Raw genomic sequence first — 15,313 nt, 5'->3', positions numbered from 1 at the left:
TAAGTCTATTAACTAGTTTTATCGCTAAAGAACTTAGCTAATTCCTTAATTACTCCATCCTCATTGTTAGAGTATCTGGAAATTACTGTAGCCTCTTGTTTTAGTAAGAATAAAGCATTGGACAAGGCATGTCCCCTTACGCCTCCTTTCATCATAGGTATGTCATTATGATTATCACCAAAAGTCAAGATATTTTTATATTCTACCCCAAAATAATTAGATATAAACTGCACAAAGCTAGATTTATCTAATTGTGAACTTTGTAACTCTACATTAATCAATCCTGGGTAGAAGAATAAGCTAACTCTAGGTGTAGGACTGAACTTTTTAATATGTTCTATTAATTCATTAACTATTTTTCACTCACTATCCCTAAAGAATAGCTTTATACCTACTAAATTGGAGTTACTCTTTTCTAATGCTTGTAAAGTGGCTCTAGGAAGGTCTGACTCTATAGGTATTAATAGTTGATCAGTTATTAAAGCCCCTTTAACTAAGCTACTAAGAACATATGGGAAATTTAAAAGATAGGCCAAGAACTTACTACTTAAGAAAGAAGTTATTAGGTGTTTAGTGTGAGGATTATATATATAAGAGCCATTAAGACAACCAATATATGACCTTAATTGAAGTTGTTCATATACTTCTTTTGCCTCAGCTCATGGTCTTCCTGTACAAAAAGTAAATAGAACTTCTGGATGTTCCTTTTGAAACTCTATTAAATACTCTTTTGTTTGTTTAGAAAGTACATCTCTTGCATCACAAAGTGTTCCATCAAGATCAGAAATAACTATGTATTTATAATCGGACATTTGTTATATAAAGGCTCTAGTTCTTTCCAACTAACTTTCTCGAAAGAGGCAAAGAAATTGTCTCAATTCCCTTGATAATCAAGCTGTCCAGAGAGCCCAAAATCTCCCTTATAAATATTAATGGGCAAAGCGAGACCTAAAGCCTTCACAAAAGCCACTACCAATCTATTACTATTTCATCTACTCTCCCTTTGAGCTAAAAAAACAGAGTCAATATCACTAAAGTCTGATTGATTCTCAACCAATTTCAACTCTACTAACTCTATTAATTTGGGTACAATTTCTAAGAAAGGTATTTCAAACTGACTAAGTACCTTTTTTTCTAAATAATTAATTAACTTAACTGAAAGTTTCTCCTCTTTAAATAAGAGATATATAGATACCTTATTTCCCACTTAAGCTTTCAGAAATAGAGTTATATTTAGACTCGAAATTAACTAAAGAACTAGTATCAATCTTTAATTCAATCAATTTTTCTACAAACTCTAAAGGGGGATTAGAAACTACAGAAACCAGTTCATTAGTTCAAGGATCTATAAAAGAAAGACTAAATGAGTGTAAGTATTGTCCAAATTTATCTGTAGTCTTTCCCTTACATCCATAGATCGGATCATTTAGGATAGGGCAAGAAAGAGTAAATAAGTGTGCTCTTAATTGGTGTGTTCTTCCAGTTTTAAGACTTAACAATACTAATTGAGAATCAATAGTTTCTGCATAGGTCAGAGCATTCTTATATTTCTTAGAGTTAGTGGCACTAAACCTTAGTTTATCTCCCTTATCTCTTCCTAAAGAAAAAGAGATCTTTACCTTCGGGTGTGGTAAAGGATTAGAAAGAATAGCTAAATATCTCTTGTCTATTCTTTGTTCCTCAAATAGTGACTTTAAAGCCAAGAGAGATAGTTTGCTTTTAGCTACTAAGAGAAGGCCACTAGTATCTCTATCTAGTCTGTTCACTAGATATAGTTCTTCTCTAAATCTCTCTTTCAGTTGGGAAATTAAAGTCTCTTCTTCAGCAGTGAACTTATCTTTGTGAACTAAGATTCCTGATTCCTTATCTACTATAAGGTAATTGCTAGTCTCATAAACAACTTTTGAATCCACTAAATAAAGACAACTTGAATACCAACGAAAACAACAAATTCACTAAAAAAATGCTTCATTATCTCTCTAAGTATAAATCTCCCAAGCTATTTACAGGCTGTTACTCTGAAATCAAACTCTCGGACAGCAAAAACTTTAATGAAAAAACAGTTGGACAATTAGTTGGTAAATCTGGAGAGAGAAAAGAAGAGTTCTTCTCACTAACTGGGGTAAAGCCACACATAGAATATTCAGATGACAAACCTATTCTCATGCTCTCTAAATATAACTCTAGAGAGATTAAGTTAGCTCATTTACTGGGAGAAAGATTCCAAACCACTAAGAGTTGATCCTCTAGTTCTATTAATAAACATGTCAAACAATTACAGGAAAGGCTTTCTAGAGAGGAAGGGGAATTGGGACAAAAAATACTTTCAGAATATTGGCCAGAAAAGTCTCAATCTGATCTTGCTGAGCTAGTTGGAGGAATGAGCAATGAGAGATACTCTCCTACTCAAACCTTGTTAGAACACTCTATTGAAGTAGCTACAGAAGCTAAACAAATTGCTGAGGCTCTATCTCTAGACTCCCAAAAACTCCAGAGAATGGCTCTATTTCACGATATTGGTAAAGTGGTTCTGCCTTATTACCAACATTCAACCCCAAAAGTCTTGGAGTTAATCCCAGAGTTGCAATCTAGTCCCGAATTAACAGAGGCAATAGTCTCTCACCACAACCCCCTAGGAAGTTTTAGTTCCCCCTATCTGGCTTTAATAGCTCTTATAAATAGAATAGTTTCACAATCTCACTTTATTGTTCCAGAAGACTCAAAGATTCCTGAATCACTCAAAAAATCACTAAATCAACTTCTAACTAGTAAGCTCTCGGAGAAAAAAATCACTCACTTTTATATCCTTTCTTCCTATTGTTATTTTTGATTTATTCTGAGATGTCCGAAAGCAAATCAAGAAGAGCTAACTAAACAATTAAGTGTTAAGCTTGGTCCTTTACTTCAGAGCTATTCAAGTTGAGAAGGCAAAGAACTTAAGAATTTAAATTTCTCTCTCTTCTGACTCCCAGAAGAGGGTTCTGAAGACAAGATCTCCCTAACTCGACTAAAGCTCTCAAATTATGTTCACAATGGAGATAATGAAGCTTTCGAGCTAAATCAATAATTTCTGCACTGAATCAAGAAAAGAACTGAAACTTCGACCACTCCCTATTTGAGAAGTTAATTCTCAAATCAGTCTACAACCTAAAGATTGACAATGAGTTCTCCATTCACTTTAGCCCTGCTAAAAAACGAATTCATCTAAATCTATCTATCTTTTCAGAAGAATCCAAAAAAAAGATACAAGAGCTACTAGAACCTAAAAGTCAATTAGCTCAAATGGTTCAAAAGATCACTAATAGCAAAATGGTTATGTCTGAAGAATCTAAACATAAAGACAATCTAACAGTCTTTATTGACAATCTGCCCCAAGAAGGAAATAAGCACAAGTTTGACTACGAAAAAATGGAATTCACTACTGCCTTCTATCACGCCTTAATTAATAACCAAGACTTAACTCTTGATTCTGTGACTGAACCTAAATTAACAGAATACTACTCTACCATTGCAAAAAATCAAAAATCTTTAACTAAAGAGCTGGGCTACAAGTTATTAACTAATTTCCTAGAGTATGAGAGAGAGAGTCTAAATGATGAATGGGCTTATCTAATTGGAAAGACTAAATATTTTTTTTCCTACAACCAAAATCTCTTAGAACACTTATTGGAAGTTAGTACATTAAGTGCTAATTTTGCCTTTCAATTAGGTCTAGATGTTTTAAAAGCTAAGAGGGCCGCCTTCTTTCATGACATAGGAAAAGTGACTGGACAGTATTCTGATCACGTAACTGATGGAGTTAATTTAGCCAATCAATTTGAATTGGAAGAGTATATCAAGGAAACAATTGAAGCCCACCATAACTATGAACATTCAGTAGATAATCCCTATCTCATTATCACTAGAGCAATGGATAAGTTGTCTGCTGGTAGACTAGGTGCTAGACCTCTGCAGCTAGAGAAAACTCAAGAGAGAAATGAAAAGATTAACTCTTTGCTTTCTAGTATGTCAGAAATCTCTAAATTAGAATTTTTGGCTGGAGGACATATCATCAAAGTCTACTTAAAACCTGAAAGCTTTCAGTGAAATTCCCTAGAAGAGTTAAAGAAAAAGATCTCTTCTTTGCTTAAAGGGGCTGAACTAAAGTATCAATACAACTACCAATTTATTTTGAGACTAGAATACAGTGATTCTTTCCTGCTAAATGACTATTAATAGGCAGGATAGTTAACAAATAATATTAACTTAGAATAGGGAGGCATAGTTCAGTAGTTAGAACACTCCCCTGATAAGGGAGAGGTCGATGGTGCGATCCCATCTGCTTCCACCATAAAAGGGGATTTAGCTCAGTTTGGTAGAGCATCTGATTTGCACTCAGAAGGTCGTGGGTTCGAGCCCCATAGTCTCCACCATTTATGTATTTAATACTTGTAATTTAGTCAATATAAATAATTTTTTCTACTAATTTTCAGCAACTCTTCTAAAGAAATAATGCATTTATTAGTTAAATAATTTCTCTTTACTGTTTCTAAAACTACTAATTGAATATTGAATTTTTGAAAAGAACTTAGTAAACTGTCTGGAAATTTTTCATCTAAAGTAACCAGAAAAATTTGAGGTCCTTGTATGTCTCTAATTTCTTCTAAAACTTCTTGCCATCTTTCTCTTAAAGTGGTTTTACAACTAATCAAAATTACTTTTTCAGGATTAATTTGATAATTCTCTGGGCTTGGAGAAATTAGATCTATTATTTTCTTAACACCTTTTTCTTTAATAATTCCTTGTTTTTTGATTGGAATATCACAAGCCTTGAAAATTAATTCAACAATATTTTCTAACTCTTTGCCGGCTTTAACCCTTCTGCTTTGAGTCAAAGATAAATTGAATTCATAAATATCCTGATGAAATTGATTGCAAAAATTTAATACTATGTTTCTCAATTCTGGATCTTCTTGTATTTCTGTCCTTGAAATACAAAAACTAAAAAATTTCTCTCATGCTTGCTTTTCTTGTTCTTGTAAATCTTTAAAGCTTTCTTGTCTTATTGCATGAATTGATTGACTGGCATTAGCAATAAAGAAATCTAGATTTTTTAAATTCAGACCTAATTTAGCAAATATTTTTTGCATTCTATCTCTACTTTTTTCACTAGAAAAAAATAAATAAAGAGAATTTATTTGTTGATTTAGGTATTTTTAGAAAAAAATTATGCTTAATTTCTGCTTAATTCAAAAATATATTATTGATGAAATTAAACAGAAATACTTCAAAACAAGAACTCTTAAATTATCAGTATGTTCCTTTCCCGAATAACCTAAATGCAAAGTACAAGATTATTGATTTATTTGCTGGAATAGGAGGAACTAGACTGGGTTTTCATTTAACTGGGAAATTTCAGACAGTTTTTGGAAGTGAAATAGATAAATTCGCTAAACAAACTTATCTAGCTAATTTCGGAGAAGAGCTTGATGGAGATATTCAACTTATTTCTTCTTCCAATATCCCTAATCATGATGTTCTGGTTGCTGGTTTTCCCTGTCAAGCTTTTAGTAAGGCTGGTAAGAAACAAGGATTTAAAGATCAAAGGGGCTCCATATTCTTTGAAATAGTAAGAATATTGAAAGACAAAACTCCTAAATCTTTTTTGCTTGAAAATGTCAAAAATCTAAAAACTCACAATAATGGAGATACCTTACACACTATTCTTCAGTCTCTTGAAAATCTAAATTATCATGTCTATGTATTTGTCTTAAATGCCATAGATTTTGGAGTACCTCAAAAAAGAGAAAGAATATACATTGTAGGATTTCATAAATCTCTAGTAAAAAACTATTTGGACTTCCAACAGCCTAAACCTATAGTCTCAGGAATAAAAGTAGGAAATATCTTAGAAAAAGAATTTAATAGTAAATACACTATTTCAGATCAACTCTGAGAGGGACATCAAAGAAGAAAGAAAAAGAATACTTTGGAAGGTAAAGGGTTTGGTTTTTCTCTATTTGATGAAAATAGTCAATATACCAATACTATCTCTGCTAGATACTACAAAGATGGCAGTGAAATATTAATTAAACAAGAAGGAAAGAATCCTAGAAAACTAACTCCAAGAGAGGCGGCTAGATTGCAAGGCTTTCCTGAAGAATTTCTAATTCCTGTTAGTGACACACAAGCCTATAAACAATTTGGTAACTCAGTGGCTGTTCCAGTAATTTACTCTATTGCGAAAGAAATCTTAAAAATACTAAAGATTAGTTAGGCTATCTATAGAAACTGGATTAGGATTCCTATAGTCTTCAACAATTCTCCCTCCATCTATTCTTATTACTCTATCAGTAACAGTGGCTATTACTGGGTTGTGAGTGATCATGATAATAGTGGTTCTAGCATATTTATTAATTAACTTGAAGAACTGAAGAATAATCTTGGCAGTTGCATGGTCTAGAGCCCCTGTTGCTTCATCTGCGAAGAGAATATTAGGTCTCTTAATTAAGGATCTAGCAATAGAAACTCTTTGTTGTTGGCCCCCAGACAATTGATTAGGATACTTGTTTTCATGTGGAAGTAAGTTAAAGATATTTAATAGGTAATCAACATCATGGCTTTCTGGAGCTAAAAAAATACTCTTAATTACCTCTTTAATAGCAGTTAAGTAGTTAAATCCAACGGCTCTAAACTCCTTAAATCTTTTTGTAAGAGAGACGAAAGATTCACTAAAGCTCTTCATCTTTTCTCTTAATGCTGTAGAAAGTTCTATATTCCCTCTGGCGGTTAAATAAGGAATTAAAGCATAATTCTGGAAAATATATCCAATTTTCTCTCTTCTAAAGGCTGTGAGTTCATGATCTGAAAAATAAGAGGTATTGCACTTATCAATAACCATTGAGCCTGAAGTAGGAATATCAATCCCAGCTAATAAGTTAATAAGGGTGGTTTTACCGGAACCAGAGGGTCCTAGTATGGAAATGAACTCTCCCTTATTAATACTTAGATTGATGTCTTTTAAAGCATGAAAATTCCCAAATCTCTTATTTACATCTTTCAGGTGAATAAAAGGGAGGTTTTTATTTTCTTTCTCTAATCTTTCTAGCTCTTTCTTAGTAATTTTCATGGGTTTAGTTCTTTTCTTTTGTAGTTTTTGTTTTGTGGGCTGAGTTGATTTAAAGGAAGTTTGAAGTTGCATAAAGATATTTCTTAAGAATGGAAGAAAGAAAAGATTGCCGGCAAAGAATTCTTTGAGATATCTTCTATAGAGTCAGATAGAGGCTATAAAAGAGACAACATTAAACCAAAAGGTAATGTGGCCTTGTGGAGTGAAAGGTAAATCTGAGGTAATTCCCTGTGTCTTAGGTTTAGATCAACCAAAGAAAAGAGTATATGCATTAGTCTGATCAACCTTGTCTACATAGAATCCTTTTCCAAAGATCATTACTGAAGCAAAAGAAGTTCAGGCAATATTCAAAAGCTGAATAAATACTACCTTGTAAGTTCTTTTCATAAATCTTTTGTTTTTTCCCATAAGTATTCCTATTCTGTTTTTGGAAAGAATGCTTTCTATTTCTACAAAAAAATCTTTGAGAATAAATAAGAGATATATGCCTAGAAATACTAGGAATCCAGCTAAAGCAATAAAGTAGTAGGCATCATTATGTCACTTAGGTTCTTGTAGTTGATAGTTTTTATATAGAGACTCTAGATTATGTTTTCTGAATATATAGGCAAATGCTGTTTCAAAGAGAATAGTGAAGTTGTGTGGGTGAACTATTGGGACTGAACTGGTGGGAAATCACATAGAGCTCAGCACTCAAAAGCTCCAAATGAAAAATAGTCAAAAGAATAGATTAATTAGAAAGTTGTAGTTTGACAGCCAATATCTTAGGGGAAAGTCACTTCTATATTTAGCTCTCTTAAGTTCAAATTGTTTTAGTGACTCGACTAACGCAACTTGGTTTGGTACTCTTATTTCCTTGACTGGAAGAGCCCCTTTTTTCTCAAAGGTTTTTTTTCCAAATAAATTAATTTGAGGACTAAAAAACATTTAAGAGCTAACCATGTCAGTCAATTTGATTAGGGTGCATAGGGATCTGAGAAATAGTTGAAACTATCATTCCCCTATCTATATGTATGACCTTGTTAGCTATCTTTGCAATTAACCTATTGTGAGTAATTAATAAGATTGTTGTTCCAAAACTCTTATTTATATCTACAAAAATATTTAAGATGTCTCGACAAGTATCGGCATCCACAGCTCCAGTAGGCTCGTCAGCAAAGATTAATTGTGGATTCTTAGCCAAAGCCCTGGCAATGGAAACTCTTTGTTGTTGGCCCCCGGACAAGGCTTTGGGAACTTTTGACATTTGGGGAGTAATCTTTAAATGTTCTGCAATTCTATCAATATCTAATCTTTTTCGAACATTAGTTTGGATTCTTTGTCCAACTTGAATATTTTCTCTAACTGTTAGTTCTGGAATTAAAGCATAGTTCTGGAAAATAATAGAAAGATATTTGGCTCTAAATTGAGTCATTTGTTGTTGATCCATAGAAATTAAAGAGTGTGAAAAAACAATTGATTCTCCATTGGAAGCTCTCTCCATTCCTGAAAGAATATTCAAGAGAGTTGTTTTACCGGAACCAGATTCCCCTAGAATAACTACTAGCTCTCCATATTTAACCTTTAGATTTAGATTCTTCAATACTCTGGTGTATTCTCCTGTTTTTTTGTTAACGTATCATTTCTCTAAATTTCTGCATTCAATGGCATAGCCTGGATTATTCTCATTTACTATAGAACCTTTGTGTTTCTCATTTAACTTAACTACTTTATTAACAGTTAATTTAGAGTGTTTCTTTTTTAACTGCTTAAAGCTTTTTTTTTCTTGTTGAGTTCAATTGTTATAGTCTATTTTCTTTAATCGACTTCAGGTCTTACACTGGCAAGAACGATCTAAACAATGCTCTGAGTGCTTAAAGAACTTATGAGCTATTTGAATCAAACCAAGATTTATTTATTTTCGGCAGAATATAGTCCTTTAAAGTACTCAATAATTTCTTGGTAATTTTGAGTACTGGCTTTAGCGGAAAAAGATGAAGGTATAAAAGGGACTTTAAAGTGTTTTGTTGGCTTATATTTCTTAGATAAAAACTGTTGATATCTCTTATATTCTTTTCTTTTATAACCTACTAAAGTCTTAGGATCAGTGTCTTCTGGCTCTTCAATGAAATAAAGTATCTTTTTATGTACATCTTCAGTAAGTCAGAACAAGCTTTTATATTTCTCGGCTATATCCAGAATTAATTCATTCAGTTTATCTAATAATTGACTTTTGTAAAAGCTGACTTTAACAAGAGTTGAATGAGCTTTTTTGTGGGCTTTAATGGAAACTTGAGGGCCAGGCTGTTTAAAAGCAACCGCAAAGGGTGCCTTTAAATTGGTCCCTAAATAGTCGTTATATTTCAGTTAAGTTTTTTAATCTGTTCTATGGCTTTCGCTTAATAAAGCAAGGTCATAGTTTAACTGTACCTCTTGATTTTTAATATAGTAAAAGTTTTCCACAATATTAAAGGAATGATCCAAGAATCTATCAGTCTTAACCAAAATGTATTGAAGCAACTTAGACAGAAATAGTAATTGTTCCATTAACTCTAGTTGCGCTGTTTCACTAATAGTTTGTTCCTTAATACTATTAAGAACATCTTGTCCCCATCTAACAAGTAACTCATTATTTAATTTTTTAGAAATAGCAGTCAGTTTTGAGTGTAAGTTAGATTTCTCAAAAAATATTTTTTGAAACTCTCTTTGTGCTATCTTTCCAGAAGAATCTCTAAATAAGAAATAAATGCTTTGAAAGTACTCTAATATAAACTTTCAAAGCTCTGAATTCAAAATTATTGTCTTTAATTTGTGTTCTTTATCTTGCAATGCAATCTTAGAAATTGAATATAGATAATCACAACATCTTTCCAAATCTTTGAGGGAGAGTAATAAAGCAAGAAAAAATCTTAGTTTGGTATTAGAAGGTGCGTTTTTAGTACAGTGCCATTCTATATTTAATAGATGCTTACAGTAATAATTATTGGATTGAAGTTCTATCTTTTCTATGTCCCCCCAATCTAACTCCCCTACTCAAAAAGCTCTAGAGTTCTTTATGAAATTATTAACTAATCTAAGGTAATCTAAAAAGTTTGAATAACACTCCTGAATAGATAACTCTAATAGCTCTTTATTAATCGGCATTCTTTAGAAAAAATACAAATTTCATAAATTTTTATTTTATTATTTGTTATTACTTACAGAGATACTTAAGTTTACGGAAATTAACTCCTTCTTTCTGAGTTCCAATTGTTCTTCTCTAAATACCAAAAGTTCTCCAAGTTCCTCTTCTTGATTATTGGAATTAAAAGTTAATCTATAAATCTTAGTTGCTTTTCAACTAGAAATATATCTTTCTTCTGGAGGCAATTCCTTAAATTCAACTACTTTGTTGAATAAATGTCTCATCATCTCACATACTAGTTGCTTAAGAGAAGAAAAATTATAAGGAGAAAGTTTTTCATCTTTATTCAACGCAAAGTTAGTTACTACAGCTAGTCCTAGTTTTCAAATGCTGGATCAAGGGCAAAAAGAAAGTTCAAATGCTGGATACAACTCATTAGATTGATTTAAGTTCTCAATTAATACTTTGGCTAAAGAACAATGTAAATGATCTCTCAAACTAACCTCTGCATTGCTAGTCAAAACTACAGAAGGTAACTTAAAGTTTTTCTCTTTTTCTATAAATTTCACAGAATGACACTCAACAAAACCCTTTTCTCTTAAATAAGACCTAATTTGAACTAAAAAATTAATTATCTGTCTAGATTGAGAGGCTTGCTCATATGGATTGAATTCTCCTAAATTAGAGCTACTTGAGCCTAGTAGAATTGGAGACTGATCTAAAGGAATTAACTTAACTAGTAACTCAGAAATAGGAGGAAGGCTTTTCTTAAAGTACCAAGGGGGTCATTGAATCTCTCATTCTTCTTTTTTCTTTCCAAAACCTGTGGCTCTAAAAACAAAGTGAACTTTTGAAAGTCTTGGAACTACTTGTTCTTCTCAATTATCCTTAAGCTCTGAAAATATAGGAAGGAGTTTCTTTAGCTTAACTTGGGAAGTTATCTTGGCTTTTTGAGGCTTTGTTTCAAAAGGGGAGAAGACAAAGTTCAGATACTCTCCAAATAAATTAGTTACTAACAATTGAGCTCTTTCTTGATAGTTATTTTCTACCTTCAATTGGAGAGACTTTAGGAATATAGAGATTAGTAAGTTCCCTGTAGAGTTATTTGGAAATATCTCTTCTAATTTATGATCATCAAATTTTTTAGGAGAGATATTGGCTGGTAAAGATAGTTCTTGAGCAACAACTCAAGTTGTAGAAAAATCACAATACTTGTATATCTGTTTTAGTCTATAGAACCTAGTTGGAAAAAAGAAATTAACTTTAAGTAACTCTTCAAAAAGAGAGTCTGTTGAATCTATAACTATCGGAACTACCTTTGGAGCTCTAGACTTTAAACTTCTTTCTTCAAAAATATCTGAAAAGGCAAGAAACTTCTTATCTTCAATTACAGAATTATTTGGTATTGACTGATTAGAAACAAAAACAACCTTATTTATATCTAATTCATCCAAATCAGAATAGGAATAGAAAATATTTCCTGTCTTTAAGCTGCATAACTCATATCTATATTTTTGTTCATCTGCTAGAGAGGCACTTAAAACTTTTAGAGGATGAGGATTTTTTACTTTAGGTTCTCAAGTTTCAACTATCTCTAGTTGAATGCTGGTTAAGTAATTTTCTAACTCGGCTGACCCTGCTTTCTTTAACTCAGGGAGAAAAAAATGTAAAAGACTATCAGATAATAACAAGAAATTAAGAAACAGCTGAAACTACTAAATTAGAGAAATTGTTTCTATATAACTCTCTTACATCCTTAACTCCATATTTAAGAATTGTGAGTCTCTCTATTCCAATTCCCAAAGCTATAGCTACACAGTTAGAGTGTGTTTTCTCTAAGATCTCTTGTCTTAGAAATCCACAACCTAATAACTCTATTCATCCTGTCCCTTTACACAAACAACAATCTTTAGCTTTTTTGCAATTGCATTCCAAATCTACTTCATAAGATGGAGAGGTAAAGGGGAAATAAGAGGGTCTTAGTCTATAGTGATTCTTAATTTCAGAATCCTTTTCAAATAATAGAGAAATTAGTAGATTTTCTATTAACTCTCGTAGGTTAGCAATATCCAATCTCTTATCAACTCAAACCAAATCTAATTGATTGAACTGAGACAAGTGAGTAGAATCATTGTCTTCTTTTCTATATACATTTCCCATAGAAGCTCCTAAGAACTTTTTACCTTTGTATTTTCTCAAGAGTTTTAAGGTACTGGTGGTTGTATGAGTTCTTAACATTAAAGACTCAGAACTACTCTTTAAGAACCTATATTTATTGAATCTAGGGAAAATAGCTGTTTTCTCTGACTCAATATTTGAAAGAAAGTAACTATCACTCTCTGCTCTAGCGGGATGTGTTTCTGGAATTAACAAAGAGTCAAAATTTTCTCTAACTTTAACTATCTCACTTTCCTCATAGAAATAAAAATTATTAGTCTCTAGGAAGTTATAAACACTCTCAAAGACTTTTGTTAGTAAATTCTTGGAAGAATAGTTAGGACTTATTGTTTCAGCCTGAGATTCTAACTCTCTGGCTTCATAAAAGGGAGTATTTCAACTAGAGAAATCCAGTTTTCTGGTCTCATACATCTTCTGAGATTGTTCAGTCAGGGTTTTAAGTAATAAGCCAAGTCTCTTCTTTTCTTCTGTAGAACTTTCTTGCTTAATTTTTTCTCTGATGGGGAGAGTGTGTTGGGCTCTCCAATTCTTAAATACAGAGTCAAGTTCCTCTCTCGAGGAAGACTCCTTAATTAATCTTTCTAGTTCCTTAAAGCTTGTTTGATCAATCACGAATCTCTTGAACTTTATTTAATTGTTCTCAAGGTAACTCGGGATTTAGTCCAAAATGAGACTCTTCTGCTAACTCAGCAAAAGAAAACTTAAAGGAAGTGAAGTAATTAAAGATATCTCTAACTTTGGTTGGAAAGCAAGACTTAATTAAATTGGTTATCTTCTCTGAAGGAAATTGAAGTTTTTTGGAACTAGTAATTAAATAGGAAATAGCTTCTGGTTGCCCAATTGCATATACAATTTTGAGCTCTAACTCTTGCGCTAATCCAGAGGCAACAATATTCTTTACTACTCAGCGAGCATAATAGGCGCCTAGTCTATCTATCTTTGTCAGATCCTTTCCACTAAGGCCTCCCCCTCCATGATGTGCAATAGGTCCAAAAGAATCTGCAATTTGTTTTCTGTTAGTGGAGCCACTATCAGCCTTTAATCCCCCAATCAAAAAACTTCCAGAAGTATTAATAAATCAAGAGGTATTAGGGTCAAACAATATATCTAACTCTTCTAAGATTGGGAAGATGGCTTTAATCTTTAAATCTGTTTCAATTTGTTCTCTAGTTATTACCTCTAAGTGTTGAATAGAACAAACTAAAGTAGCAAGTCTTGCCTTCTCCAATCTATGAGAATCGCTGTAAGTTAACTCTAGTTGAGCCAGCAGTTTAAAGTCTTCCTTAGCTCATCAAAAGGTCCCATCCTCTCTTAACTTAAAGATCTTTAAAGCTAATCTCTTAACTAATAAATGTTCTAAAGGGAGAAGCTCCTCTGAATCTTTGGAAGCATATCCAAAAACTATGCCTTGGTCATTACTGTAATTACAACCAGTAGTTAATTGTGAAAGTTCTTTAGATTGTTCTTTGTAATCTAGTAGTATTTCAAACTTATTAGATTCATATCCAGAAAGATAAAGTATCTTCTTAGCTATTTCAGAGAAATCTACTTCAGGATGAGAGCTTCCTTCCCCAGCTATTAATACTTTTTTATAACTAACTAAGACTTCTGCAGATAATCTTGTTTCTTTAATTCCTAGCTTTTCAATTAAAGAATCTAGAAGGCTGTCTGCAATTAAATCAGCTATCTTATCTGGATGTCCTCTGCCAACTGCCTCAGCACTCCTAACTAGCTTAGTCATTACAGTAACAAACTAGCTCTATAAGCTATCATAGCCCCATTGTCTTCTGAGAATTTCTCATCTACAAAATATACATTTAGTCCCTCTGAGGCTAACTTATTAGTTAATTGTTCTTTTAAGACTAAGTTTCTACTAACCCCTCCAGAACAATATATCTCTGATAAATTAAATCTTTTAGCCCAATACTTAAGTTTCAAGTAAAGAATGAGTAATACTTCCTCTTGGAAAGAAGTGCTTAGTATCTCTTTCTTTTCTTCTAAAGAGTAAGTTGGGGTCTCTAATAATTTCCTTCAAATCCTAGAAGAAGAGGTAATTAAACCCGAGAAGTTCAAGCTCAACTGAGAGGTGTTTCTACTTCTTTTAGTTAAGTAAAACCCTTCTAGGTTTATTCTCTTTCTATAGTATTTCTCTAATTGAGGTCCTCCCGGATACTCAAAACCCATTATTCTGGCTATTTTGTCATAACTCTCTCCTAAGGCACAATCTTGACATTTCTCCAATTCTTCTATATTATTTCTATCTTTTAAGAGAAAAATAATAGTATTCTTTCCTGAAATTAATAGTGACAAGGAAGGAAACTTAATTTCTTTAGTTAAGCCAATTGAATATACATGTGCCTCTAAGTGATTTACAGGAATCAACTTTTTCTTTAATGAGATAGATAATGTAGTGGCTATCATCTTTCCAACTAATAAAGAAGACTCTAGCCCGGGGCAAGCTGAATAAGCTATATAGTTAATGTCTGAGAGTTTTAGAGTTGTTTTGTTGAGACAATTTTCAATTAATGGAATTAAGTGTCTCTCGTGAGCTCTTGCAGCTATTTCTGGAACTATTCCCCCGAATTTAGTGTGTTCTTTACTAGAGGAATAATGAGATTCTCCTAGTATTCTCTTTTCCTTAATTGAGTAGATAGCTACAGAGCTATCATCACAGGTACATTCAATTCCTAGTATTAATTTCTCTTCTATACTCTAGAAATTACTCTTTCATCTTTCAAAAGCTAGAGTAAGGTTTAGGTTTTGAAAATCAGTTAATCCTTTTTCAAAGACAACAGAACATTTTTTTTCTTGATCTCCTCCAATTCCATTACTTTGTAAACATTTCTCTATATCTGGATCTCCGTAAAGAAATTTAACTGGTTCTTGATAGAAGTCTTCTTCCGGCCTCGGTGAAGAAGAGCCAG

15 protein-coding genes, 2 tRNA genes and 1 pseudogene are annotated in these 15,313 nt (G+C 32.5%); 5 read left to right on the top strand and 13 right to left on the bottom strand.

Annotation, left to right across the window (positions count from 1 at the left end):
• Positions 1 to 8 precede the first annotated feature (8 nt).
• The 3 genes from DNK47_RS01350 to DNK47_RS01340 are packed head-to-tail and all read right to left on the bottom strand — an operon-like array spanning position 9 to position 1,913.
• A complete protein-coding gene (locus tag DNK47_RS01350; RefSeq protein ID WP_112665251.1) occupies positions 9 to 812 on the bottom strand; it encodes an HAD-IIB family hydrolase in 804 nt (267 codons plus the stop codon).
• A complete protein-coding gene (locus DNK47_RS01345; RefSeq protein WP_112665249.1) occupies positions 791 to 1,207 on the bottom strand; it encodes a hypothetical protein in 417 nt (138 codons plus the stop codon). Before DNK47_RS01345 ends, DNK47_RS01350 begins: the two co-directional genes overlap by 22 nt.
• Positions 1,197 to 1,913: an RluA family pseudouridine synthase gene (locus DNK47_RS01340; RefSeq protein WP_112665247.1), complete on the bottom strand. Its 717-nt coding sequence runs from the start codon at positions 1,911 to 1,913 to the stop codon at positions 1,197 to 1,199. Before DNK47_RS01340 ends, DNK47_RS01345 begins: the two co-directional genes overlap by 11 nt.
• Between DNK47_RS01340 and DNK47_RS01335 the strand changes: the two genes are divergently transcribed.
• The 4 genes from DNK47_RS01335 to DNK47_RS01320 all read left to right on the top strand — a co-directional run bounded on the left by DNK47_RS01335 (position 1,904) and on the right by DNK47_RS01320 (position 4,412).
• Entirely contained in the window at positions 1,904 to 3,067 is a 1,164-nt protein-coding gene (locus DNK47_RS01335) for an HDIG domain-containing metalloprotein (RefSeq protein ID WP_258393895.1), read from the top strand. The two genes, DNK47_RS01340 and DNK47_RS01335, sit on opposite strands and share 10 nt — an antisense overlap.
• 215 nt (positions 3,068 to 3,282) lie before the next feature.
• On the top strand, positions 3,283 to 4,215 hold the full coding sequence (locus tag DNK47_RS01330) for an HDIG domain-containing metalloprotein (protein ID WP_258393894.1): 933 nt from the start codon (positions 3,283 to 3,285) through the stop codon (positions 4,213 to 4,215).
• A gap of 39 nt (positions 4,216 to 4,254) precedes the next feature.
• Positions 4,255 to 4,330 (top strand) — tRNA-Ile (locus DNK47_RS01325).
• Positions 4,331 to 4,335: 5 nt separating this feature from the next.
• Positions 4,336 to 4,412, top strand: a tRNA-Ala gene (locus tag DNK47_RS01320).
• Positions 4,413 to 4,421: 9 nt separating this feature from the next.
• Here the strand turns inward: DNK47_RS01320 and DNK47_RS01315 are convergent.
• Positions 4,422 to 5,129: a type II restriction endonuclease gene (locus tag DNK47_RS01315; RefSeq protein WP_112665243.1), complete on the bottom strand. Its 708-nt coding sequence runs from the start codon at positions 5,127 to 5,129 to the stop codon at positions 4,422 to 4,424.
• Positions 5,130 to 5,245: 116 nt separating this feature from the next.
• Here DNK47_RS01315 and DNK47_RS01310 point away from each other — a divergent pair, with 116 nt between their 5' ends.
• Entirely contained in the window at positions 5,246 to 6,256 is a 1,011-nt protein-coding gene (locus tag DNK47_RS01310) for a DNA cytosine methyltransferase (RefSeq protein WP_112665241.1), read from the top strand.
• Here the strand turns inward: DNK47_RS01310 and DNK47_RS01305 are convergent.
• From DNK47_RS01305 to DNK47_RS03440, 9 genes and pseudogenes are all read right to left on the bottom strand, one after another.
• Positions 6,242 to 8,035 carry an ABC transporter ATP-binding protein gene (locus DNK47_RS01305; protein WP_112665239.1) on the bottom strand — a complete coding sequence of 598 codons (1,794 nt, stop codon included), beginning with the start codon at positions 8,033 to 8,035 and terminating at the stop codon, positions 6,242 to 6,244. The two genes, DNK47_RS01310 and DNK47_RS01305, sit on opposite strands and share 15 nt — an antisense overlap.
• Positions 8,036 to 8,042: 7 nt before the next feature.
• The gene (locus tag DNK47_RS01300; RefSeq protein WP_258393893.1) at positions 8,043 to 8,990 is read right to left on the bottom strand and encodes an ABC transporter ATP-binding protein; all 948 of its coding nucleotides are present in this window, start codon (positions 8,988 to 8,990) and stop codon (positions 8,043 to 8,045) included.
• Between the two features lie 8 nt (positions 8,991 to 8,998).
• Positions 8,999 to 9,259, bottom strand: a complete 261-nt coding sequence (locus tag DNK47_RS01295) for a hypothetical protein (protein WP_112665237.1) — start codon at positions 9,257 to 9,259, stop codon at positions 8,999 to 9,001.
• Positions 9,260 to 9,463: 204 nt separating this feature from the next.
• Positions 9,464 to 10,231, bottom strand: coding sequence for a PhoU domain-containing protein (locus DNK47_RS01290; RefSeq protein WP_112665235.1), 768 nt, complete (start codon positions 10,229 to 10,231; stop codon positions 9,464 to 9,466).
• Between the two features lie 39 nt (positions 10,232 to 10,270).
• Complete coding sequence (locus tag DNK47_RS01285) at positions 10,271 to 11,902, bottom strand: hypothetical protein (RefSeq protein WP_112665233.1); 1,632 nt, start codon at positions 11,900 to 11,902, stop codon at positions 10,271 to 10,273.
• Positions 11,903 to 11,906: 4 nt separating this feature from the next.
• Complete coding sequence (locus DNK47_RS01280; RefSeq protein WP_112665231.1) at positions 11,907 to 13,001, bottom strand: tRNA ligase subunit PheS family protein; 1,095 nt, start codon at positions 12,999 to 13,001, stop codon at positions 11,907 to 11,909.
• The gene (locus DNK47_RS01275; protein ID WP_112665229.1) at positions 12,979 to 14,130 is read right to left on the bottom strand and encodes a methionine adenosyltransferase domain-containing protein; all 1,152 of its coding nucleotides are present in this window, start codon (positions 14,128 to 14,130) and stop codon (positions 12,979 to 12,981) included. Before DNK47_RS01275 ends, DNK47_RS01280 begins: the two co-directional genes overlap by 23 nt.
• A complete protein-coding gene (gene tsaD / locus DNK47_RS01270; RefSeq protein WP_258393898.1) occupies positions 14,130 to 15,032 on the bottom strand; it encodes a tRNA (adenosine(37)-N6)-threonylcarbamoyltransferase complex transferase subunit TsaD in 903 nt (300 codons plus the stop codon). Before tsaD ends, DNK47_RS01275 begins: the two co-directional genes overlap by 1 nt.
• 69 nt (positions 15,033 to 15,101) lie before the next feature.
• Positions 15,102 to 15,313: pseudogene (locus tag DNK47_RS03440) on the bottom strand (spermidine/putrescine ABC transporter substrate-binding protein); the annotation flags it as partial.

This window comes from Mycoplasma wenyonii, from assembly GCF_003265155.1.
Classification (GTDB): Bacteria; Bacillota_I; Bacilli_A; order Mycoplasmatales; family Mycoplasmoidaceae; genus Eperythrozoon_A; species Eperythrozoon_A wenyonii_C.
Note: the sequence above shows the minus strand (reverse complement) of the source record. Positions and strands in the feature narration are given on the sequence as shown.